Source organism: Pseudomonas sp. SJZ103, from assembly GCF_007828335.1.
Classification (GTDB): domain Bacteria; phylum Pseudomonadota; class Gammaproteobacteria; order Pseudomonadales; family Pseudomonadaceae; genus Aquipseudomonas.
Window position 1 is genome coordinate 122,824 of the sequence record NZ_VIUN01000002.1, and the last position, 23,439, is coordinate 146,262.

Annotated in this window: 21 protein-coding genes; 10 read left to right on the forward strand and 11 right to left on the reverse strand. The window is 61.0% G+C overall.

Annotated features, from left to right (window positions below; all coding sequences use genetic code 11):
- Positions 1–270 precede the first annotated feature (270 nt).
- Entirely contained in the window at positions 271–474 is a 204-nt protein-coding gene (locus FBY10_RS05810) for a prepilin-type N-terminal cleavage/methylation domain-containing protein (RefSeq protein WP_237683157.1), read from the forward strand.
- 231 nt (positions 475–705) lie between these two features.
- Here FBY10_RS05810 and FBY10_RS05815 read toward each other — a convergent pair whose 3' ends face one another.
- The 6 genes from FBY10_RS05815 to FBY10_RS05840 all read right to left on the reverse strand — a co-directional run bounded on the left by FBY10_RS05815 (position 706) and on the right by FBY10_RS05840 (position 8,467).
- Positions 706–1,476 carry an electron transfer flavoprotein subunit beta gene (locus FBY10_RS05815; protein ID WP_145336860.1) on the reverse strand — a complete coding sequence of 257 codons (771 nt, stop codon included), beginning with the start codon at positions 1,474–1,476 and terminating at the stop codon, positions 706–708.
- A gap of 10 nt (positions 1,477–1,486) precedes the next feature.
- A complete protein-coding gene (locus tag FBY10_RS05820) occupies positions 1,487–2,707 on the reverse strand; it encodes an electron transfer flavoprotein subunit alpha/FixB family protein (RefSeq protein WP_131699072.1) in 1,221 nt (406 codons plus the stop codon).
- Positions 2,707–4,650 carry a dimethylglycine demethylation protein DgcB gene (gene dgcB, locus FBY10_RS05825; RefSeq protein WP_145336861.1) on the reverse strand — a complete coding sequence of 648 codons (1,944 nt, stop codon included), beginning with the start codon at positions 4,648–4,650 and terminating at the stop codon, positions 2,707–2,709. The genes FBY10_RS05820 and dgcB overlap by 1 nt, the downstream gene beginning before the upstream one ends.
- A 156-nt stretch (positions 4,651–4,806) precedes the next feature.
- Positions 4,807–6,867, reverse strand: a complete 2,061-nt coding sequence (dgcA, locus tag FBY10_RS05830) for a dimethylglycine demethylation protein DgcA (RefSeq protein ID WP_098480801.1) — start codon at positions 6,865–6,867, stop codon at positions 4,807–4,809.
- Between the two features lie 15 nt (positions 6,868–6,882).
- On the reverse strand, positions 6,883–7,413 hold the full coding sequence (locus tag FBY10_RS05835) for a DUF5943 domain-containing protein (protein ID WP_003194877.1): 531 nt from the start codon (positions 7,411–7,413) through the stop codon (positions 6,883–6,885).
- Between the two features lie 76 nt (positions 7,414–7,489).
- Positions 7,490–8,467, reverse strand: a complete 978-nt coding sequence (locus FBY10_RS05840; protein WP_010207105.1) for a dipeptidase — start codon at positions 8,465–8,467, stop codon at positions 7,490–7,492.
- 219 nt (positions 8,468–8,686) lie between these two features.
- On the opposite strand from FBY10_RS05840, the gene FBY10_RS05845 reads away from it, so the two are divergent.
- Positions 8,687–9,088 carry a lysozyme inhibitor LprI family protein gene (locus FBY10_RS05845; RefSeq protein WP_131699070.1) on the forward strand — a complete coding sequence of 134 codons (402 nt, stop codon included), beginning with the start codon at positions 8,687–8,689 and terminating at the stop codon, positions 9,086–9,088.
- A gap of 40 nt (positions 9,089–9,128) precedes the next feature.
- On the forward strand, positions 9,129–9,545 hold the full coding sequence (locus tag FBY10_RS05850) for a DUF3010 family protein (protein ID WP_131699069.1): 417 nt from the start codon (positions 9,129–9,131) through the stop codon (positions 9,543–9,545).
- A gap of 6 nt (positions 9,546–9,551) precedes the next feature.
- Here the strand turns inward: FBY10_RS05850 and FBY10_RS05855 are convergent, their stop codons facing one another.
- Positions 9,552–9,986, reverse strand: a complete 435-nt coding sequence (locus tag FBY10_RS05855) for a hypothetical protein (RefSeq protein WP_145336862.1) — start codon at positions 9,984–9,986, stop codon at positions 9,552–9,554.
- Between the two features lie 319 nt (positions 9,987–10,305).
- Here FBY10_RS05855 and FBY10_RS05860 point away from each other — a divergent pair, with 319 nt between their 5' ends.
- Positions 10,306–12,468: an FAD-dependent oxidoreductase gene (locus FBY10_RS05860; protein ID WP_178116726.1), complete on the forward strand. Its 2,163-nt coding sequence runs from the start codon at positions 10,306–10,308 to the stop codon at positions 12,466–12,468.
- A gap of 135 nt (positions 12,469–12,603) precedes the next feature.
- Here FBY10_RS05860 and FBY10_RS05865 read toward each other — a convergent pair whose 3' ends face one another.
- Complete coding sequence (locus tag FBY10_RS05865; RefSeq protein ID WP_131699066.1) at positions 12,604–13,803, reverse strand: AAA family ATPase; 1,200 nt, start codon at positions 13,801–13,803, stop codon at positions 12,604–12,606.
- A 68-nt stretch (positions 13,804–13,871) separates the two neighbouring features.
- A complete protein-coding gene (locus tag FBY10_RS05870) occupies positions 13,872–14,816 on the reverse strand; it encodes a GlxA family transcriptional regulator (protein WP_145336864.1) in 945 nt (314 codons plus the stop codon).
- 194 nt (positions 14,817–15,010) lie between these two features.
- Between FBY10_RS05870 and FBY10_RS05875 the strand changes: the two genes are divergently transcribed.
- The 6 genes from FBY10_RS05875 to FBY10_RS05900 all read left to right on the forward strand — a co-directional run bounded on the left by FBY10_RS05875 (position 15,011) and on the right by FBY10_RS05900 (position 20,136).
- Positions 15,011–15,955, forward strand: coding sequence for a choline ABC transporter substrate-binding protein (locus FBY10_RS05875; protein WP_145336865.1), 945 nt, complete (start codon positions 15,011–15,013; stop codon positions 15,953–15,955).
- 74 nt (positions 15,956–16,029) lie between these two features.
- Positions 16,030–16,917, forward strand: coding sequence for a 3-keto-5-aminohexanoate cleavage protein (locus tag FBY10_RS05880; protein WP_145336866.1), 888 nt, complete (start codon positions 16,030–16,032; stop codon positions 16,915–16,917).
- An 83-nt stretch (positions 16,918–17,000) separates the two neighbouring features.
- The gene (locus tag FBY10_RS05885) at positions 17,001–17,966 is read left to right on the forward strand and encodes an L-carnitine dehydrogenase (RefSeq protein WP_145336867.1); all 966 of its coding nucleotides are present in this window, start codon (positions 17,001–17,003) and stop codon (positions 17,964–17,966) included.
- A gap of 13 nt (positions 17,967–17,979) precedes the next feature.
- Positions 17,980–18,456 carry a thioesterase family protein gene (locus tag FBY10_RS05890; protein WP_131699061.1) on the forward strand — a complete coding sequence of 159 codons (477 nt, stop codon included), beginning with the start codon at positions 17,980–17,982 and terminating at the stop codon, positions 18,454–18,456.
- Positions 18,457–18,465: 9 nt separating this feature from the next.
- The gene (locus FBY10_RS05895; protein WP_145336868.1) at positions 18,466–19,626 is read left to right on the forward strand and encodes a gamma-butyrobetaine dioxygenase; all 1,161 of its coding nucleotides are present in this window, start codon (positions 18,466–18,468) and stop codon (positions 19,624–19,626) included.
- A 246-nt stretch (positions 19,627–19,872) separates the two neighbouring features.
- Entirely contained in the window at positions 19,873–20,136 is a 264-nt protein-coding gene (locus tag FBY10_RS05900; protein WP_027606014.1) for a hypothetical protein, read from the forward strand.
- Between the two features lie 93 nt (positions 20,137–20,229).
- Here FBY10_RS05900 and FBY10_RS05905 read toward each other — a convergent pair whose 3' ends face one another.
- Entirely contained in the window at positions 20,230–21,333 is a 1,104-nt protein-coding gene (locus FBY10_RS05905; RefSeq protein WP_065938176.1) for a GlxA family transcriptional regulator, read from the reverse strand.
- 456 nt (positions 21,334–21,789) lie between these two features.
- Positions 21,790–23,166 (reverse strand): L-serine ammonia-lyase, encoded by a 1,377-nt coding sequence (locus FBY10_RS05910; protein ID WP_145336869.1) that lies wholly within the window; start codon positions 23,164–23,166, stop codon positions 21,790–21,792.
- Between the last annotated feature and the right edge of the window lie 273 nt (positions 23,167–23,439).

Sequence of the window (23,439 nt, forward strand, 5' to 3'; positions counted from 1 at the left end):
CCAACCGTTGCTTCAAGCTTATCCACACAAAAAAGCACCAAAAAACCGTGACTTAGCTTGATCAATTTTCGTACAGCGGCTTTCAGGCCTTGATTCACGGGGCTCTTGGACACCCACGAACACCTTATCCACAGCTACGCGCACAGCGTTTGTGGGTAACCGTGCAACCTGTACAAAAACACTCAGCATCTACACTCACCCGTGCATTCAATTCCATGGCCTGGGTTAACGCGCACGTCCTTGGCAGCCTGATCGGGAGGTAGAACGGTGATGTGGCAGGGCAAGCCCAGCCATCACTGCGCCAAAGGTTTTACGCTGATTGAATTACTGCTGACGCTGGCCCTGCTGGCCACGCTTGCGACAGTGGCTTATCCGCTGACAGCATTGATGGGTAAACGTGATCGAGAACTGGACCTGCAACGTTCGTTGCGGGAAATCCGGCGGGCGATCGATGCGAGATCATCCTGTTGCTGACGCCGAGGATCGAACGCAACCTGGACCTGCCTTGGCAGCCGCTGCCGCCACCGCTGCCGGATCTGGTGCCCAAGCCTGCGCCAGCCCCACCTTAATCTCAGAACCTGATGGAGATAAAAATGTGGGAGGGGGCTTGCCCCCGATTGCAGTGTGTCAGTCTCAGTATCTTTAACTGAAGCACCGCTATCGGGGGCAAGCCCCCTCCCACATTGGTTTTGCAGTGTTGGTGGGTTAGCGCACGACGCCTTCTTCGATCAGCAACTTGAGAATGGCCTGGGCGCCTTCCTCGGCGCTCACACCCTTGAGCACCTGCCCACCGCCACCACTGGCCTTGGCCGTGGCGGCTTTCATGCGGTCGGCACCACTCTTGGCCTTGATCACCTTGAGGCGCTTGGGACGAGGCTTGGCCGGTTGCAACACCGCGCCTGTGAATAACTCATCGGCTTCAACCTCGACCTCATGGGCCGCCAACTCACCGCGCTGTGCCGGGCCGTAGGCGCTCTGCCGAGGCTTCGGCGCGGCGTTGTCCACCGTGGCCAGGAATGGCAGGCGCACCTTCAAGCGCCGCCGCTGCCCACGCGGCAAGGCTTGCAGCACATGAGCGACGCCGCCGTCGATGGACTCCACCTGCGCCAGCCCGACAATCAACGGCCAGCCCAATTGCTCTGCGAGCAGGAACGGCAACATCCCCGAGCCTTCACCGGTTTCGGCCTGGCTGCCGGTGAGCACCACCTGGGCACCTGCCTCGCGCAGATAATCACTGAGTACCGGCAAGGCATCGGCACCCTCCGGTTGTTCGAGCACATGCAGTTGCGGCAACCCCATGCCCAAGTAGCTGCGCAGGGTCGGTTCGGCGATATTGCCCGCGTGCAGCACCTGCAACTTATCCCCAGCCATTTGCAGGCCCAGCTCGACCGCGCGCGCGTCCTGTTCGGCGCGGCGTGGCCGGCCGGAGGTGGGGTGGGCGCCGATGGACACCAGGCTGATTACATTCGTGGTCATGGTCATGTCCTCAAGCCGCATCGCGCTTGGCGCCGTTGCGGTAGGCCTCGACCGCATCGATCAAGGCTTGCAGAATCGCGGCGCTCTCGCCGATCACCGACAGGTCGGCACGCTTGATCATGTCGCAGCCCGGGTCGAGGTTGATCGCCACCACCTTGTCGCAGGCGCCAATGCCTTGCAGGTGTTGAATCGCCCCGGAAATCCCCACGGCCACATACACCCGCGCCGTCACCCAGGTACCGCTGGCGCCGACCTGGCGATCACGGGCCATAAAGCCGTCGTCCACGGCCACCCGCGAGGCGCCTTCGGTGGCGCCCAGGGCAGCGGCGGTCTGGTGGAACAGCGCCCAGTCCTTCACGCCGTTGCCGCCGGAGAAAATGAATTCGGCCTCGGCCATGGGAATCGCCGCCGGGTCCACCGCCACCGCGCCGAGATCCTCGATACGCGGCAGACTGCGCGCCAGGCTTGTGGATAACTCCACGGGCAGCACTTCATGGCGTGTGTCGCTGACCGGATCGGCACATTCGGCAGCCGCAAGAATCAGGCGTGGCAGCGGCCGCGCCAAATCTTCCCGGCCCGCACCCGCGCGGCCGATGCACTCGTCGCCCTTGATCTGCCACACCCGTGTGGCCGGGCGCTCCTTGAGGCTGGCGGCAAAACGCCGACCCAGCTCGCCGCCACCACTGCGGCTGTCGGGCAGCAACCAATGGCGCGGGTTGAACTGGTTATCCACAGCGCGCAAACCCTGCACGCGTTGCTCCGGTGAGTAACCGTCGAATTCGTGGCCGTCCAGCACCAGCAGGCGATCGACACCGGCCGTGGCAAACGCGCTTTCCTTGTGCTCGCCAAACACCACCGCCAGCACCGCACCGTCGCTGCCGGCGAGTTGTCGCGCCAGGCCGAGCAGGTCGCGGTCGTGGCTGCTCAAGCGGCCGCCGACCATGTCCGGCACTACGTTGATGTAGAACGCGGGCGCAGGCACCTGATGCAGCGGCAACTGCACTTCAATCGCTGCCGTACGCTTGGCCGCGCCGCCCTGCTGGGCACCGCTGCGGTCGATGCGCTTGATGCCGTTGGGGCCGATAAAACCGACGCCATGTACATTTTTGCGGATAACACCGTTCGGCCCCATCCAGCTGTGTTGCACCGGCTGCATCGCCGCGTGCAGCGGGTGCAGGCGGTTACGGGCGATCCATTCGGCCCGTGGGTCGCGGCGGATAATGTCGCTCATCAGTGCACCTCCGCAGGTTCACGCTTGTTGGGAGCTTTGGCCGGTGCGACGTCTTCGAGCAATGCATCGGCCACCAGCTCGGCGATGTCTTTGATCAACGGGCGCGGTTCAACCACACCTTCGAGCATCGCCGTGCATTGCGGGCAACCGACCGCTACCAGTTCGGCGCCGGTCTCGCGGATGTCTTCCATGCGCATGTCGGGGATCCGTTGCTTGCCGGGGATGTCGGTAATCGGCGCGCCGCCACCGCCGCCGCAGCAGCGTGAGCGGAAGCCCGAACGTTGCATCTCCTTGACCTCGATGCCCAAGGCACGCAGCACTTGGCGCGGGGCCTCGTACTCACCGTTGTAGCGGCCCAGGTAGCACGGGTCGTGGTAGGTCACGCTGTTGCCTTTGTGCTGGCCCAGGTTCAACGCGCCTTCGCCGATCAGCTCGGCCATGAAGGTGCTGTGGTGCTGCACAAGATAGTTGCCGTTGAAGGCGCCGTATTCGTTTTTCAGCACATGGAAACTGTGCGGATCGCAGGTGACGATGCGCTTGAAGCTGTACTTGGCCAGCGTCTGAATATTGCGCGAGGCCAGCAGTTGGAACGTCGCTTCATCGCCCAGGCGTCGCGCCACGTCACCGCTGTCGCGTTCTTCCAGGCCGAGCACCGCGAAGTCGACCTTGGCCGCTTTCAGTACTTTGACGAATGCGCGCAGGGTGCGCTGGTTGCGCATGTCGAAGGCACCGTCGCCGACCCAGAACAGCACGTCGGCACTGCCTTTTTCGCTGAGCAGTGGCAGGTTCAGATCCGCCGCCCAGTTCAGGCGGCCGCCCGGGGCAAAACCGCCGGGGTTGTCGGTGGCGATCAGGTTTTCCAGGACTTCGGCGCCCTTGTTCGGCGTGGCGCCTTTTTCCAGAGTCAGGTGGCGGCGCATGTCGACGATGGCGTCCACGTGCTCGATCATCATCGGGCACTCTTCCACGCAGGCGCGGCAGGTGGTGCACGACCACAGGGTCTCGGCGTCCACCAGGCCGTTGACGATCGGCTGATGCGGATTGCCGCCGTGTTCGCCAATGGCTTTGCCCGGATACGGGCTACCGGCGAACTTGGCATCGGTGCCGCCCGCAAGGCCGACCACCATGTCCTGGATCAGTTTTTTCGGGTTCAGCGGCTGGCCGGCGGCGAAGGCCGGGCACGCGGCTTCACACTTGCCGCACTGCACGCAGGCGTCAAAACCGAGCAGCTGGTTCCAGGTGAAATCCTTGGGTTTTTCCACGCCCAGGGGCGCGGTTTTGTCGCTCAGGTCCAGGGGTTTCAAACCGGTGGAGCGGCCGCCGCCGAAGCGCTCGGCACGGCGGTGCCAGGCCAGGTGCAGGGCACCGGCGAAGGCGTGTTTCATCGGGCCGCCCCAGGTCATGCCGAAGAACATCTCGGACACACCCCACAGCACACCCACGCTCAGCAGCGCAGCCAGCAGCCAGCCGCCGAAGTCCGCCGGCAGAATCCCGGCCACCGGCAAGGTCACCAGGAAGAAGCTCACCGAGAACGCCAGCAGGCTTTTCGGCAGGCGCATCCACGGGCCCTTCGACAGGCGCGCGGGCGGGTTGCGGCGGCGCAGGTACATGAAGATGGCGCCGACAAACATCAAGGTCGAGGCCAAAAGCAGCGCGTAGCCGAGGATGCGATTGTGCAGGCCGAAACCGTGCACCAGGATCGCCAGCAGCGCCGACAGCACAAAGCCCAGCGCCGTGGCGACGTGGGTGTTGGCGATGTATTTGTCGCGGGCGACCACGTGGTGCAGGTCGACCATGTAGCGCTTGGGCATGGCCAGCAGGCCGCCCAGCAGGTCGACCTTGGAGGCACGGCCACGGCGCCACATGTTCACCCGGCGCAGGGCGCCGAGGACGGCAAGGCCCAGGGCGGCGAATAAGAGAATAGGCAGCAAGGTGTTCAACATGGTGAAGCTCCCACAGACCACACAGGTCTACTGTGAAACTGGCCCGAAATTGAGAGGGGGCTTGCCCCCGATGGCGGACTGTCAGTTGATACAGCTGTCGCTGAACCACCGCTATCGGGGGCAAGCCCCCTCCCACATTTGACCGAGTTCACCTCATCAAAAGTCTTTGCAAAGGCGCAGGGCGTCATAGATGGCAGCGTGGGTATTGCGCTGGGCCACACAGTCACCGATGCGGAACAGCAAGTACCCCTCACCCGCCTCGCTCAGGCACGGCTGCGGCTTGATCGCGAACAGGGCTTCAACGTCGATCTGGCCCTTGTTGCGCGAACCTTCCTTGAGCCCGTAGTAAATGGCTTCGTCCGGACGCACACCGTTCTCGACCACCACCTGATCGACCACCCGCTCCTCTTTGGCGCCGGTGTATTCGTTCTCCAGCACCGCCACCAGCTTGTCGCCCTCGCGGTAGACCTTTTCCAGCATCATGTCGCCGGTCATGATCACTTCCTTGGGGTACATGCTGCGGTAGTAGGTCGGGAACGACGTACCGCCGATGGCTACGCCCGGTTTGATGTCATCGGTGACGATTTCCACCTGGCAGCCTTTGTCGGCCAGGAAGTCCGCCACCGACATGCCGGTGAATTCGCAAATGGTGTCGTACACCAGCACGTTCTTGCCCGGCGCGACTTTGCCGTCGAGCACGTCCCAGCTGCTCACCACCAGGCCTTCGGCAGCGCCCCAGTGTTCGTTCTGTTCGATAAACGGATGCCCGCCGACCGCCAGCACCACCACGTCCGGACGCAGGTCCAGAATCGTCTCGGCATCGGCGGCCACGCCCAGGCGCAGGTCGACTTTCAAACGCGCCAGCTCCAGCTGGAACCAGCGCGTGATACCGGCGATCTGGTCGCGCTGCGGGGCCTTGGAGGCGGTGGTGATTTGCCCGCCGATAAACTCTTTTTTCTCGAACAGGGTCACGTCGTGACCACGTTCGGCGGCCACCCGCGCGGCTTCCATCCCGGCAGGGCCGGCGCCCACCACGACCACCTTGCGTTTCGGCCCGGTGGATTTCTCGATGATATGCGGCACGCCCATGTATTCACGGGAGGTCGCGGCGTTCTGGATGCACAACACGTCCAGGCCCTGATACTGGCGGTCGATGCAATAGTTGGCGCCGACACACTGCTTGATCTGGTCGATCTGGCCCATCTTGATCTTGGCGATCAAGTGCGGGTCGGCGATGTGCGCACGGGTCATGCCGACCATGTCCACATAGCCGCCTTCGAGGATGCGTGTGGCCTGGTTCGGGTCCTTGATGTTCTGTGCGTGCAGCACCGGAACCTTGACCACTTCCTTGATACCGGCCGCCAGGTGCAGGAACGGCTCCGGTGGATAGCTCATGTTGGGGATCACGTTGGCCAGGGTGTTGTGCGTGTCGCAACCCGAGCCGACAACGCCGATGAAATCGAGCATGCCGGTGTCGTCGTAGTACTTGGCGATCTGCTTCATGTCCTCGTGAGACAGGCCGTCCGGGTGGAACTCGTCACCGCACAGGCGCATGCCCACGCAGAAGTCATCACCGACTTCGGCGCGCACGGCTTTCAACACTTCCAGGCCGAACTTCATGCGGCCTTCGAAGGTGCCGCCCCATTCGTCGGTACGCTTGTTGACCCGTGGGCTCCAGAACTGGTCGATCATGTGCTGGTGCACGGCGGACAGTTCCACACCGTCCAGGCCACCGGCCTTGGCGCGGCGCGCGGCCTGGGCGTAGTTGCCGATCACGCGCCAGATTTCTTCCGGCTCGATGGTTTTGCAAGTAGCACGGTGCACCGGCTCACGTACGCCGGACGGCGACATCAGGGTCGGCCAGTTAAAGCCATCCCAACGCGAGCGACGACCCATGTGGGTAATCTGGATCATGATCTTGGCGCCATGCTTGTGCATGGCGTCGGCCAGGTTCTGGAAATGCGGGATGATGCGGTCGGTGGACAGGTTCACCGAACTCCACCATTCCTGGGGGCTGTCGATGGCGACTACCGAGGAACCGCCGCAGATCGCCAGGCCAATGCCGCCCTTGGCTTTTTCTTCGTAATACTTCACATAGCGGTCGGTGGTCATGCCGCCGTCGGTGGCATACACCTCGGCGTGGGCAGTACTGAGTACGCGGTTGCGGATGGTCAGTTTGCCGATCTGGATCGGCTGGAACATTGCTTCGAAAGCCATGGCACGGTCCTCGGCTTACAACGGCTTGACGGTGAACAAGCCGTCATCGTGGCCCTCTTCGGAGCCTCCGTAGACTTGTTCGGCCACGGTGCGGATGTTGCTGCCACGCGCTTGCAGAATCTGGTCCATGGCGCCGGCAAACCAACCGGTGAACATGTAGTCCACTTTGCGCCCGACCTTGCCGTACACATAGACGAATGCCGAGTGTTCGAGCTTGACGCTGGCGGTGCCTTTATCCAGGTCGATGTCCTGGATCTTGAACAGGCCCCAGCCGCGCTGCGACAGGCGCTTCATGTAGTGCTCGAACACCGCGACGCCTTCCAGGCCGTGGCATTCAGCTTCTTTTTCACACCAGTGCCAGGCGGACTTGTAGCCGGCCTTGTAGAGGATTTCGGCGTAGGCGTCGGCGCCCAGCACTTCTTCGATGCCCATGTGGTTGTTGACGAAGAAATGACGCGGTACGTACAGCATCGGCAGGGCGTCGGAAGTCCAGACACCGGTTTCGCTGTCGACTTCGATAGGCAATTGAGGGGCGATCTTGGCCATGGAAACTTAACTCCAGAAAATTCGTTTGGATGCCCCAGACCTGGGTGGCCAGGGGAAAAGAAGTGTCAGCGGTGGCTTATTCGCCCCAGACGTCCTTGAGCACGTTGACCCAGTTCTCGCCCATGATCTTGCGCACCACACGCTCAGGGTGGCCGCGCTTGAGCAAGGTCTCGGTGAGGTTGGGGAACTCGCCCACGGTGCGGATGCCCAGCGGGTTGATGATCTTGCCGAAGCTGGTCAGGCGGCGGGCGTAGCCCTTGTCATGGGTCAGCATTTCAAAGAAATCCTGGCCATGGCCCTGGGTAAAGTCGGTGCCGATACCGATGGCGTCTTCGCCGACGATGTTCATGGTGTATTCGATGGCTTCGGCGTAGTCGTCGATGGTCGAATCGATGCCCTTGGCCAGGAACGGCGCGAACATGGTCACGCCGACAAAGCCACCGTGGTCGGCGATGAACTTCAGTTCTTCATCGGACTTGTTGCGCGGGTGTTCTTTAAGACCGGACGGCAGGCAGTGGGAGTAGCACACCGGCTTTTTCGATTCGAGGATGACTTCTTCGCTGGTCTTGGAGCCGACGTGGGACAGGTCGCACATGATGCCGACGCGGTTCATCTCGGCGACGATCTCACGCCCGAAGCCCGACAGGCCACCGTCGCGCTCGTAGCAACCGGTGCCCACCAGGTTCTGGGTGTTGTAGCACATCTGCACCACACCGACGCCGAGCTGCTTGAAGATCTCGACATAGCCGAGCTGGTCTTCAAATGCATGGGCGTTCTGGAAGCCGAAGATGATGCCGGTCTTGCCCTGTTCCTTGGCCTTGCGGATGTCGGCGGTGGTTTTCACCGGGATCACCAGGTCGCTGTTCTCGCGGATCAGGGTCTGGCTGGCGACGATGTTGTTGATCGTGGCCTGGAACCCTTCCCACACCGACACGGTGCAGTTCGCGGCGGTCAGGCCGCCTTTGCGCATGTCCTCGAACAGGTCGCGGTTCCACTTGGCAATGATCAGCCCGTCGATAACGATGCTGTCGGCGTGCAATTCGGCTGGGCTCATCAGGCGTCCCCTTATTGGCGATTCATGCGCCGAATCGTCTGCCGGCGCTTTGGGGCCAGCATATGCCCAGGGGACGACCGAGCCGGGTGCAAAAACGACAGGGGAATTGCCGAAAGCGTCAATCCACGACAAAGGCTGTTAAGAGGTGTCTGACTGGCAGCTGTTATTTGTCTTACGCTTGAGCCAGAATTCCCGCATCAACTGATATGAGACGGCGCAATGAAATCGATTTTCCTGGCTTTGGCACTCATCGCAACCGGCGTCCACGCGGCCGAAGACACCGACAGCACGCCATGCGATGGCATCGAAAACGACAAGCAAACCCTGGAATGCGCCACCTACAACAAAACCACTGCCGAGCAATTGCTCAAGGATAATTATCAGAGTCTGCTGGAACGTATGCATTCCACCTATGGCAGCGACAAGACCAAGCTCGCCGACATTACCGCTCGTCTGAAGGATGCCCAGCAAAAGTGGGAAAAACTGCGTGACGCCGATTGCGCGGTGGACACCTTCCCGGCAGTGACCGGCACCAAGGCCTACGCCATTGAGCAGAATGACTGTTTGGCGCGGATGAGTGATGAGCGGTCGGAGTTTTTGGAGTCGATTGGGCAGGAATAAGCGACAATCCCGCCACTTTCTCTTTGAACCAAGGCCTTTCATGACTATCTGTGGCATCGAAATCAAAGGCAGCGAAGCCATCATCGCTGTCGCTTCCCTGGACAACCAGGCGCTGACCCACGTCGCCCTGGCGACCAAGAAAATCGCTCTGGAAGACGACGATGACGCGGCCAACGTCAAAGCCTTTGCCGCCCAGGTGAAGGCATTTGTGCAGGAAAACGCCATCCAGCGCATCGCTATCAAGAAGCGCAGCAAGAAAGGCGAATTCGCCGGTGGCCCGACCACGTTCAAGATCGAAGGGGTGTTTCAGTTGCTGGAGGGGGTTGAGGTGACGCTGCTGTCGCCGCAGACCATCAACGCCCAGAACAAGAAGCACAACTTCGAACTGCCAGCGACGTTGAACAAATATCAGCATGAAGCGTTCAAGGCGGCCTGTTCGAGCCTGATGAAGAAGTAGTCCGCATCAACTTCTGACGCAGTGTTCCAACCCGTGACCGCCGCCTTCATATTCGGGGCCGTAATAATATTTGGTAAAGGCGAGTTTACCTTCCGGTGTTGGAACGACTTGCGCAACACCGACTCCATAATCTTTCAGTGCCGAGTCGGTATGTGCAAAGTAAATCGCCAGCGTATCCGAGGTGCCAGCGGCAAAACCGTTATAGCGGGAGTTGTCTTCCAACGTCAGGGTGAAGATATAGGCGCCGTACTTGCCGGTACTTTGCCTGGCGTTGAGCTGCATATCGACAACCCCCTTGAAGGCGCCGATATGGCTATCACGACCAGTACACTCATAACGCCCGCTGTAATCGGCACCCGTGAAGGGGACGGAGGCGGGGGCCTTGGCAGCCCAGGCGGGGGCAGATGCAAAAGTAATGACAGCAAGCATTTTCCTGAACATACGGACCTCTTGTCGCTTAACTTAAGTAGTGAAGTGCGAACTTTAAATATCAGTTGATTAATGGTTAGTTTGGGTGTCAGCCGCAATGGACTTTTACATTAGCAGCCCCTCTACCCACGACATAGCCGACACCACAGAAAAGGATAATCCCTACATCAGATCCGCCCCTGTCAAAACACTCGACATAACAATGAAACTTGCTCAGGGCACTCCACTGGTCTGAAGCGAACCTTGAGTTTCACGCACTCACCTAGGCTGAAATCACTGTTCATTCGAGCAGTGACAAGCAACGTATTGCGAGCAATTCAAGGAGATGATCATGGCATGGTTCCCATCCCTGGCTGCCCTGGGAGGCAGCAGTGGCACACGTACAATGGCCGGTCCGCAAACGATAGGCCAACTCAAGTCAGGTACTTCACGCCTGGTGGACGCTTACCCTTATGACTACGCAAGTATCCTTCGTGCCTCCAGCCCCGAATCTGGCTGGCTGGCCCAGCCTCTGGAGGGTGTAGAGAAAGACGCGCGTGTCGTAATCATTGGCGCAGGCATGTCCGGGTTGCTGACGGCAAGAGAGCTGCTGCGCGCAGGCTTGAATGTGGTGTTGTACGAACGCAACCAGCTGGAACAGGTCGATGACGACTGGCACCGCTATATCCACGGCCGCACATGCAGTTTCGTGCGCAAGCTGGAAACCGACACAGTGTGTGAACTGGGGGCCATGAGGTTCCCCGCGAAGGCCAAGGTCACCTGGGAAGTCTTCGGGGATATCCTGGGAGATGACACATTGCTCCAGCTGTTCCCCAACCCAGGCCTGGTACCCACTGTCCTGTGCCAGGACGGTATCGCCCATCGGTGGTTGGCAGGCAGCATGCAAGCGCCCGACCTGCCCCCACAGTTCATCAAAGTCTCCGCCGATGTGCGCGATGCCATCAACGACATACAAGGCGGCGGCTCCAACATTCTCCAAATTCTGCGGTTGCTTGAACAACCCCGGCTGTCCGCCGAAGAAGAAAACCGCATCCAGGCTTTCTGGACGGCGATGATCGAGCGCTTCGACAAACTGGACCTGGGCACCTGGCTGCTTGGCAACGTAGCGGAGCCCAAGGGCTGGACGCCAGAACAGTTGGCAATCTTCGTCAACGTAGGCTTCGGCACGGGTGGCATGGGTAGCATGTTTTCCATGGGGTTCCTGGAGATGCTGCGAATCTGGCTGTGGGATTACCTGGATGAATATGCTCTGCCGGCAGGCATTGGCTCGGGCATGATCGCGCATGCCATCCTGAAAAAGCTCAGGGACGAATTCGGTCCAGCCGGCAAGAACACCTTTACCGTGCATGAACGCCATGAGGTACAGGAAATGGGAATCTTCGTATCGACCGACGGAGGGTCAGCCCAAGCCGGCCTGCTGGTACGCAACCTCAACGGAGAAGGGGCCGAAGACGTCGCATTAATACCGGTGAACACCGACCATATCGTTGCCGCCATCCCTCATACGGCCCTGCTGACGATGATGTCGCTGGCCAGCGAACTGAGCTATCCGCGTAACGGCTTACGGGTAGAAATCCCGATCAATGGCGTACCTCACGCCTTTCATAGCTACTTCGACAAAGCCTGGCCTTCGGCAATCTATAAAAGCCATATAGCGCCACTGAAAAGCGCCTTGGCGCGGCTCAATATGATGAACGCCAGCAAGTCTTTTTATGTTACGCCCCAAGCACCATGGGCACAGGGTTCCGCACTGGCCAGCACTTGGACGCACATCGACGGCAGGCCCATACGCTGCCTGATGAGCGAGGGCTGGACCCGCGCCAGCTACTTCATCCCGGCAATCGCGGAGGATCGGCCCGGCCCTGTTGCCGTATTGCTTTCGTACACGTGGAACCTGGACTCAATCATGGCACGCAGCGTGCTGGATATAGCACCCTCCCGGGAAAATGGCACGCTGGGCATTGCTGATTTCACTGAAAGCCCGGCCTGGTTCGGGCCTGGATTTCCCCAGGAGTGGTGGCGAAGCTACAGGGCGTGGGCCAGCGTACTGCCTTATGTACAGAACCCGACCCGCCAGGTTCGCACCACGGTGTACTTCCACTCTTTGTTGGGTAACAGGCAAGACGACCCCAATGCCATCGGCATTGACTGGCAAGATCAGATCGGTACAGGTGGGTTCAAGCTCGACGCACCTGGAGACTTCGCGACTTCCAATGCGTTGTGCAACCTGTACCTGTTCACCCAGGAACCCGCATTCAACTCACAGGCAAGGGACCGAGTCTATCGGCAAATATTCCTGTCTTCGGACAGCGCCAGTAACTATCCAGGTTGGTGTGAAGGGGCCTTTATGTCCGGGATGAATGCCGCCATCGGTGTATTGGCGAGTATCAATCAGGACAAACTCAAACCCGAGCCTGCACAGTTGCTGCAGGGCAATCCTTTGGCGGCCGTCAATCGACTGGTCCCCCTCAAGCCTTACGTCAGACAGCCGTAGCACACTTTTCGAATGGGATTAACGTCATGAAGGTTGTCGCTGAAGTGAGTAGTAGCCCCCACCACGCTAGCTTTTCCCTACGCCGTATCGAATAAGCCAAACCAGTCTTTGGGCTGGTTTGGCTTTTCTGTCCTCCTACCTGCTGGCCGCAATACCGGCCGCCTTGCTTCGTTTGACATGGCGCAGCCACTCGCCGAACGATTTGTCTTCGAGCGCATACCCGCCGCGACTCGACTTCCACACCAGCTCCTTATCGCGCAACGCATCGATACAGGCCTGAATGGTCTGGGTGCCCGGCACCACGTCGCTGCCCATGGCTTCCAGCGCCTTGCTGACAGCGGTGAGGGTGCTGTCGGTGAATGGCGCGAAGGGTTCGTTGTTTTGAGAACGCTCCACCATCACCTCCAGCACGGCACGCTGCGGGATGGTCAGGGCGTTCCAGGCGCTTTCGAACTCGGTCCATACACCCGCGCGCAGCAACTCGGCGCGGCTGTGCAGCAGTTCGCCCAGATTGCTCGCCTCGCCCAGCTCCAACGCGACTTCACCGATGATCGTGCGCAACATCTCGGGACGCCGACCTACCAGCTCAAACGCCTCATCAATATCCGCCGCGTTGAACTGGTTGGTCTCGGCCAGATGCGCGTTGAGGTGCACGGTGTACGCCTGGGTGAACTCTTTGCCCAGCAGCGGAAATGGCGTGATGCTGGAGCCGAAGAACGGCTGGCTTTTGCCGAGCACCAAGTGGGCCAACTTGTCGCGGTTGGAGCCGGTAAACACCAGGCGCAAGCCGCTGCCCTCCTCGTCACGGCCTTGGTTGAGCTGATCCCGGGCAGCCTTCAACGCGAACATCGCATTGATACCCGACTCGGTGGTTAAGGCGTGCTGCGCTTCGTCAATCACCAGCACAACGGGTTTTTCTGCAGCGCTGTGGAGCAATTCCAACGCTTGGGTCAGCGTCGCACCGACAGGCAATTGTGGCTTGGTAAAGTCCCAGGAGAGCGTACGCAGAAAGCTGAGTTTCTCGATGCCAATGTTCTTGGCCAGTTTGCGAATGCCCTTTTCATAGGGAACCAGAGCAGCAGCAATAGCACTGGCAATCAACTCTGCAGGATCTTTCTCTTTGTCAGCCCAGAGATCCACATACACCGCCAGCCAGCCCCGGAGCTGACATTCCGGGATCAAGTCTTCGCGCAAAAACGTGCTTTTGCCCGTGCGACGGGGTGCCGCGAGAAACAGGCCAGAGGTGAAATCCTGAATACCGGCCCCCACCAGGCCATCGGCAATACTGCTTGCCAGGGTGGGGCGGCGAAACACAAAGCCGCTGTGCTTGGACATGGTTTTATACTCAATTATGGAAAGGACTATAAATTATAGCGTCGAGTATAATTGACTATAATTGCCCGTCAAACCACCTCCCGTCGCCGATCCTCCCTCGGACACTTGGCAAACCGCGCCCGATAACTCCGGGTGAAATACGACGGCGATTCAAACCCGCACGCAATGCTCACCTCCAGCACGCTCATATCGCTCTGGCGCAATAACTGCCGGGCTTTTTCCAGGCGCAGGCCGAGGTAGAAATTGCTGGGCGTGTCGTTCAAATGCAGGCGAAACAGCCGTTCAAGCTGGCGCCGGGTAACCTTGATCGCATCGGCCAACGCCAAGGTGCTCAGGGGCGGTTCGGTGTGCTGCTCCATCTCGCCGATCACTTGCACCAGTTTCTTGTTGTTGATGCCGTAGCGCGTGGCGATCTGCATGCGCTGGTGGTCCTTGCGCGGGCGGATGCGGCCGAGTACGAACTGTTCGGAGACCTGGATCGCCAGGTCCGCGCCGTGGGCCTGGGCGATCAGGTCGAGCATCAAGTCGATGGAGGCGGTGCCGCCGGCGCAGGTGATGCGGCGACGGTCGATCTCGAACAGTTCCTGAGTCACGCTCAGGTGCGGGTACGACTCCTTGAAGGCGTCGATGGCTTCCCAATGCAGGGTCAGGCGGTGGCCGTCGAGCAGGCCGGCTTCGGCGAGCACGCAGGCGCCGGTGTCGATGGCGCCGAGGGTCACGCCGTCATTGTCCAGACGGCGCAGCCAGTGTTCCAGCGCCGGCGTGGCGAACTGCAGCGGTTCGAAGCCGGCCACCACCAGCAGCGTCGCGCCCTTTTTCAGCGGTTCCAGCGCGGCGTCGGCGTTGACCGACATGCCATTGCTCGCCAGCACCGCGCCGCCATCGGCGCTCAGCACATGCCAGCGGTACAGCTCGCCACGAAAGCGGTTGGCCACGCGCAGCGGTTCCAGCGCAGAAATAAAGCCAATGGCCGAGAACCCCGGCATCAGCAGAAAGTAGAAATCCTGGGACATGGTGGCGCTCTCGTAGGACGGGCAGCGTGGTCACTGTGATACGCCAGTTCAACGGGCCATTCAAGAGCACAGGTCGCTGCAGTGCAAGAGCTGGTCGCCGCCGTGCGTTTCGGCGGGCCTAAAGCTCCGTAACGTGATCCCACGGCGCACAAAGACGCCGGACCCCACAATAACGACCTGCCGAGGGATCCACCATGAACCGACTGATTCGCCACTGCGTGCTTGCACTCAGCGCCAGCGCCATCTTGAGCACAAACGTACTGGCGGCCGACGCGGCATCTTGCCAGAACGTACGCATGGGCGTGGTGAACTGGACCGACGTCATCGCCACCAGCGCCATGACCCAAGTGTTGCTCGACGGCCTCGGCTACAAGACCAAACAAACCAGCGCCTCCCAGCAAATCATCTTCGCCGGGATCCGCGACCAGCGGCTGGACCTGTTCCTGGGCTACTGGAACCCGTTGATGACCCAGACCATCACGCCGTTCGTCGACGCCAAGCAAATCAAAGTTCTCGACAAACCCAGCCTGGAAGACGCCCGTGCCACCCTGGCGGTGCCGACTTACCTGGCGGACAAGGGCCTGAAAACTTTCGCTGACATCGCCAAGTTCGAGAAGGAGCTGGGCGGCAAGATCTACGGCATCGAGCCAGGCTCGGGGGCCAACACCCAGATCAAGGCGATGATCGCCAAGAACCAGTTCGGCCTGGGCAAATTCCAACTGGTGGAATCCAGCGAGGCCGGCATGCTTGCCGCCGTGGACCGTGCGGTACGCCGCAAGGAAGCCGTGGTGTTCTTCGGCTGGGCGCCGCACCCGATGAACGTCAATATCGCGATGACTTACCTCACCGGCAGCGAAGACGCCCTGGGCCCGAACGAAGGCATGGCCACCGTCTGGACCGTGACCGCGCCGACCTACGCCGAACAGTGCCCCAACGTGCACAAACTGCTGACCAACCTGACCTTCACCGCCGCCGACGAGAGCCGGATGATGCAGCCGCTGCTGGATCACAAGGACGCGCTGGAATCTGCCAAGCAGTGGCTCAAGGATCACCCGCAGGACCAAGCCCGCTGGCTGGAAGGTGTGACCACCTTCGACGGCAAACCGGCGGCGGCCAACCTGCAATTGACCAGCAAATAACCTTCTTCGAACCACCGTTTCGCGGTCACTGCCGACCGCGAACGGCATCACCACGCCTGTAAGGAACCTGCCTCATGAACCACGACGTCATCATCACCTGCGCACTCACCGGTGCTGGCGACACGACCGCCAGAAGCCCACACGTGCCGGTCACTCCCAAACAAATCGCCGCCGCCGCCGTGGAGGCCGCCAAGGCCGGCGCTACCGTGGTGCACTGCCATGTGCGCGACCCCGAGACCGGCAAGTTCAGCCGCGACGTCGCCCTGTACCGCGAAGTGATGGAGCGCATCCGCGAGGCTGACATCGACATCATCGTCAACCTCACCGCCGGCATGGGCGGCGACCTCGAGATCGGCGGCGGCGAGAACCCGATGGAATTCGGCCCCAATACCGATCTGGTCGGCCCACTGAACCGCCTGGCCCATGTGGAAGAACTGCTGCCGGAAATCTGCACCCTGGACTGCGGCACCCTGAACTTCGGCGATGGCGACACGATTTACGTCTCCACCCCGGCGCAGCTGCGGGCGGGCGCCAAGCGCATCCAGGAATTGGGCGTAAAGGCCGAGCTGGAAATTTTCGACACCGGCCACCTGTGGTTCGCCAAGCAGATGATCAAGGAGGGTCTGCTCGACAACCCGCTGTTCCAACTGTGCCTGGGCATCCCATGGGGCGCGCCGGCCGACACCACCACGATGAAAGCCATGGTCGACAACCTGCCGGCCGACGCGGTGTGGGCCGGGTTCGGGATCGGCCGCATGCAAATGCCCATGGCCGCGCAAGCGGTGCTGCTGGGCGGCAACGTACGGGTCGGCCTGGAAGACAACCTGTGGCTGGACAAGGGCGTACTCGCCACCAACGGCCAACTGGTGGAACGCGCCAGTGAAATCCTCAGCCGCCTGGGCGCGCGGGTCATGAGCCCGGCGGAAGGCCGCATCAAGATGGGCCTTACCAAACGCGGCTGACCCCCTGTCGAAACCGAATTAAAAAATGTGGGAGGGGCTTGCCCCCTCCCACAGGGAATCACCGAACGCTTTAGGAATTTGCCATGCGCTTTATCACTGAGATCAAAACCTTCGCCGCCCTCGGCAGCGGTGTCATCGGCAGCGGCTGGGTGTCCCGCGCCCTGGCCCACGGCCTCGATGTGGTCGCCTGGGACCCGGCGCCGGGTGCCGAAGCGGCGCTGCGCAAACGCGTCGCCAATGCCTGGGGCGCCCTGGAAAAACAGGGCCTCGCGCCCGGCGCATCCCAGGACCGCCTACGCTTTGTCCCCACCATCGAAGAATGCGTGAAAGACGCCGACTTCATCCAGGAAAGCGCCCCGGAACGCCTGGAGCTGAAACTGGAATTGCACAGCAAGATCAGCGCAGCGGCCAAGCCCACTGCATTGATCGGCTCGAGTACCTCCGGGCTGTTGCCGAGCGAGTTCTACGAGGGCTCGACCCACCCGGAACGCTGTGTGGTCGGCCATCCGTTCAACCCGGTCTATCTGTTGCCGCTGGTGGAAGTAGTCGGCGGCAAGCACACCGCGCCGGAAGCGATCCAGGCCGCGATCAAGGTGTATGAATCCCTCGGCATGCGCCCGCTGCATGTGCGCAAGGAAGTCCCCGGCTTTATCGCCGACCGCTTGCTCGAAGCGCTGTGGCGCGAGGCGCTGCACCTGGTCAATGACGGCGTGGCCACCACCGGCGAGATCGACGATGCGATTCGCTTTGGCGCCGGCCTGCGCTGGTCGTTCATGGGCACCTTCCTCACCTACACCCTGGCGGGCGGTGATGCGGGCATGCGGCACTTCATGGCGCAGTTCGGTCCGGCATTGCAGTTGCCGTGGACCTATCTGCCGGCACCGGAGTTGACCGACAAGTTGATTGACGATGTGGTCGATGGCACCAGCGATCAACTGGGCAAACACAGCATTTCGGCGCTGGAACGCTATCGTGATGACTGCCTGCTGGCGGTGCTCGACGCGGTGAAAACCACCAAAGCCAAGCACGGCATGACCTTCGCCGAATAACGGAACCCTCACCATGCCTGCACTGACCACCTACACCACCCCAGTCCTCGCCGACTGGGTGGACTACAACGGCCACCTGCGCGATGCGTTCTACCTGCTGATCTTCAGCTACGCGACCGACGCGCTGATGGACACCCTCGGCTTGGACAGTGAAAACCGCGAAGCCAGCGGCCATTCGTTGTTCACCCTGGAACTGCACCTGAACTACCTGCACGAAGTGAAACTCGGTGCCGAAGTGGAGGTGCACACCCAACTGATCGCCCACGACGCCAAGCGCCTGCACCTCTATCACAGCCTGCATTTGGTGGGCGATGAGAAAGAACTGGCCGGCAACGAACAGATGCTGCTGCACGTTGACCTGGCAGGTCCGCATTCGACGCCGTTTACCGAGGCGACGCTGGAGAAACTCGCTGCCATCAGTACCGAGCAAGCCGATCTGCCAAGGCCCGCCCTCCTCGGCCGAGTGATTGGACTGCCACCGAAAAAATAAGGAGCCATCATGCAAACCGCCGCCGCTGTTGCCGATTTCCGTAATTACCCCAAGCTTTGCGACCTCGCCGATACGCAGGTGCTGGACGATCAGATTCGCGTGCAATGGGCCGATGGCCGGGTCAGCCCGTTTCATCATCAGTGGTTGCGGGACAACTGTCCGTGCACGCAATGCGTGTACAGCGTGACCCGCGAGCAAGTGCTGGAAATTGTCGATGTGGATGAAAATCTCGGCGCCATCAGCGCGCGTATCGACCAGGGTTTTCTCAGCGTGGAATGGCGCGGCGGTCATCACAGCCAGTACGATCCCGGCTGGCTGCGGGCCCATGCCTATGACGATGAATCGCGCGCCGAACGCCGGGCCGCCAAACCCGAAGCCCGACTGTGGGACAGCAGCTTCGACCTGCCGGTATTCGATTACTCAGCCGTGATGCAAGACCCGAAAGCCCTGCTGCAATGGCTGTTGGCACTGCGCGATGGAGGCCTCACCCAAGTACGTGGCGTACCCACCGAACCCGGCTCCCTGGCGTGTGTTGCCGAGCGCATTTCGTTTATCCGCGAGAGCAATTTCGGTGTGTTGTTCAACGTGCAATCCAAGGCCGATGCCGACAGCAATGCCTACACCGCTTTCAACCTGCCCTTGCACAGTGATTTGCCGACCCGGGAGCTGCAACCGGGGCTGCAGTTTCTGCATTGCCTGGTCAACGATGCCGACGGCGGCGAGAGTATTTTTGTCGATGGGTTTGCCATCGCCAATGCCCTGCGCCAGGAGGATCCCGAAGCATTTCGTGCGCTGTGTGAAATACCCGTGGAGTTTCGCAACAAAGACCGCTACAGCGACTACCGCCGCCTCGCGCCGATCATCGCATTGGACGCCTTGGGGGATGTGGCAGAGATTCGCATGGCCAATTTTCTGCGCGGGCCGTTCGAGACATCGGTGGCGCAGATGCCGTTGCTGTATCGGGCTTATCGGCGGTTTATCGCGATGACGCGCGAGGCGCGCTTTCGGCTGGTCAAGCGCCTGAACCCGGGCGAGCTGTGGTGCTTCGATAATCGCCGCACGTTGCATGCGCGCAATGCGTTTGATCCCACTTCGGGGGCGCGGCACTTTCAGGGTTGCTATATCGACCGGGACGAACTGCTTTCACGAATCCTGGTGCTGCAGCGCTAAAAAAGCCCCGGTCCAGCCGTGACTGGATCGGGGCAGAGTGCCTTGTGTGAGCCGTACATCCCGAGGGTGACCAAACCTTCAAGCTGTTTGCTGGTAGCCAGTGTGCCTATTACTGCAGCGGGTAAATGACCCGAAAACGACACGTTCATAGCCATCTGAGCCATTCGTGCATTCTGCCCTTGCCGACCGGCCGGGGGCCTACCAGAATCCAAGTCAATCCCCGCTCCCTTCACCAGGATAAACGTCATGATGCATGCGGATTTGATTGATCAGGATGACCTGCTGAGCCAACTGCGCTCGCTGGGTTTCGAGGTATCCAGCGGCGCCAGCGCCGAACAGGCTTGCGAGTGCGCGGTACGCGGTTTGAGCGAAGCGCGGGCCAAGGCGCTCAAGGGTATGGTTGAGCAGATGTACACCGGCAGCGCGACGATTTTGCCGGCGGTGCGTCAGGCGATCGATAAGCAGTTGCTGCCGGCGCTGATGCAGTTCAAGCAGAACTCTGGCGCCTGACAGACCGCTATCGGGGGCAAGCCCCCTCCCACATTTGCCCCGTGTTCGCGGTCAGTGTGGGAGGGGGCTTGCCCCCGATGCAGTCAACTCGGTTTAAAGCCGTACACTCGCGAACGTCGACTCATTGCGCGCCTGACTCAACGCCGACATCGGCCCCGACAACGGTGACAACACGAGCGCCTGCGGAATCGGCATCATCGCCACCTGCTGGGTGGTGTTGGAGCCTACGCGCTCATCCCGTGGCGGAATGCCGAAGTATTCGCGGTAGCACTTGGAGAAGTGCGGCGTGGACACAAAACCGCATACCGATGCCACTTCGATGATCGACATCGGCGTTTGCTTGAGCAACTGCCGCGCGCGAATCAGGCGCAGCTTGAGGTAGTAGCGCGACGGCGAGCAGTGCAGGTATTTCTGGAACAGCCGCTCCAGCTGGCGACGCGACACGGCGACGTACACCGCCAGTTCGTCGAGGTCGATCGGCTCTTCGAGGTTGGCTTCCATCAGCGCGACGATTTCCTGCAGCTTCGGCTGGTTGGTGCCAAGCATGTGCTTGAGCGGCACACGCTGGTGATCCTGTTCATTGCGGATGCGCTCGTACACGAACATTTCGGAGATCGCCGCCGACAGTTCACGGCCGTGGTCGCGGCTGATCAGGTGCAGCATCATGTCCAGCGGCGCGGTGCCGCCCGAACTGGTGAAGCGGTTGCGGTCGAGGGTGAACAAACGGGTGCTCATCGACACGCGCGGGAAGGCTTCCTGCATCGACGCCAGGCACTCCCAATGCACGCTGCAATCAAAACCGTCGAGCAGGCCGGCACAGGCCAGGGCCCAGCTGCCGGTGCACACTGCCCCCAGGCGACGGGACTGGCGCGCCTGGCTTTGCAGCCACGACACATGCTCACGGGTCACGGTACGCTGGATACCCACGCCGCCGCACACAATCACGGTGTCCAGGGCCGGGGCTTTGTGCATGGAGGCATCGGGGGTGATTTGCAGACCGTCGCTGGCCCACACCTGGTTGCCGTCGACACTCAGGGTTGTCCAGCGATACAGCTCGCGGCCGGACAGCTGGTTGGCCATGCGCAGCGGTTCCACGGCCGAAGCCAGGGAAATCAGCGTGAAATTGTCCAGCAGCAAAAAGCCGATGGATTGAGGCGCACGGTTCTGGGGTTGGGCCCCGGAGTTGAACGACGTCATGGCGGTATCTCCTCACACAAAGCAGGTGATGGCCTCAGGCGAGGCTCTTGTTATTGCGCTCTTCATCCGGCAAGGCGAGAGGCTTTGAATTGGTAGAGCAAATGCCATGCCTAAATTTGAATGGCCATTCAACAAATCCTGAAAACGACCTGATGACGCGTCTAAATAAGCCCGCGCGAGGAGTGCGGGATATGGTTGAAATAGACGTCGGAGCGGCCCTGCTCAAGGTGTGTGAGCAGTTCGGTATCACTTGTGGGAAGGCGCTTTCAGCCCGTAGGAAAAGTCTGTCACCGCACGCACAGGTGACGGGTGGTCGGAGGGAAAATCGTTCGGAAGCTACTTATCTGTTTGCGACGCGCTAAAAGGTGGCGCTTTTGGTTGGAGTGTTCACTTTTTGAGCAGCATCGTCTGGATGACAGCCATCGGGGGCAAGCCCCCGATACCGGCGACTCGGTCTCAGCACTCCACCGCACTGACCGCCAACCCACCTCGCGACGTCTCTTTGTACTTGTCATGCATATCCGCCCCGGTATCGCGCATGGTGCGGATCACCCGGTCCAGGGAGATAAAGTGCTGGCCATCACCGCGCAGGGCCATCTGCGCCGCGTTGATCGCCTTCACCGCTGCAATTGCATTGCGCTCGATGCACGGCACTTGCACCAACCCGCCCACCGGGTCGCAGGTCAGGCCGAGGTTGTGTTCCAGGCCGATTTCAGCGGCGTTGCACAGCTGCTCCGGGGTTGCGCCGAGGATCTCGGCCAGCCCGGCAGCGGCCATGGCGCAGGCCGAACCCACTTCACCCTGGCAACCGACTTCGGCCCCGGAGATCGAGGCGTTCTTCTTGCACAGGATCCCCACCGCCGCAGCGCTGAGCAGGTAGTCGACCACGTTGGCTTCGGTGACTTCGTCGCTGAACTTCATGAAGTAGTGCAACACCGCCGGAATGATCCCCGCCGCACCGTTGGTGGGCGCCGTGACCATGCGTCCACCGGCGGCGTTTTCTTCATTCACCGCCAGGGCGAACAGGTTGACCCATTCCATCGCACTCAAGGTCGAGCCGATCACATTGGGTTTGTTCAACTCCTGCAGACTGCGGTGTAACTTGGCGGCGCGACGGCGCACGTTGAGGCCGCCAGGCAGAATGCCTTCGTGCTTGAGGCCCTCCTCCACGCACGCCTGCATGGCGCGCCAGAGCTTCATCAGGCCACTGCGGATTTCGTCTTCGGAGCGCCAGACCTTTTCGTTGGCCAGCATCAGTTCGGCGACGCGCAGGTTGTGGGTCTTGCACAGCTGCAACAACTCCACGGCGCTGGAAAAATCATACGGCAATTCGGTGCGGTCCATGTCCGCCACGCCGCTCTGCGCCTGGGCTTCATCCACCACGAAACCACCGCCCACTGAGTAATAGGTGTCGCGATGCAGCTCGCCATCAGCGCCAAACACCACCAGGGTCATGGCGTTGGGGTGGAACGACAGGTTTTCGTCAAGCAGGCGCATGTCGCGGGCCCACAGGAACGGCACGGGCAAACGCCCGTCGAGCAGCAGGGTGTCGGTCTCACGCAGGGTGTGAATGCGCAGGCCGATTTGCGACGGATCGATCGCGTCCGGCCACTCGCCCATCAGGCCCATGATGGTGGCGGTGTCGCTGCCGTGACCGATGCCGGTGGCCGACAATGAGCCGTAGAGCTGAACTTCGACGCGCCTGACCTGTTCCAACAGTTCACGTTCACGTAACCCTTGAACGAACAACGCCGCGGCGCGCATGGGGCCGACGGTGTGAGAACTAGAAGGCCCGATGCCGATCTTGAACAGGTCGAAAACACTGATAGCCATTGCGGTAGAACTCCTCGATAAGCACGGCCAGGCTTGAACGAGGTGCTACGCTCAGATCGCCCAGATGGCGGCATCATCAAGGTTTTATTCGCTGCCACGGCGTCTCACACCGACGCACCCATGCTCACCAGCGTCGCTCCCGTGCGATCGCCTGTTTTGGCCGTTTTCAGCGGTGCAGATGGGCAAAAACAGCGGTTTAACCGTGGGAAAAACCTGTAAGCGACGTCACCGACACTGGATACGACCCTCCCTGTACTGGATACGACGCCCCCT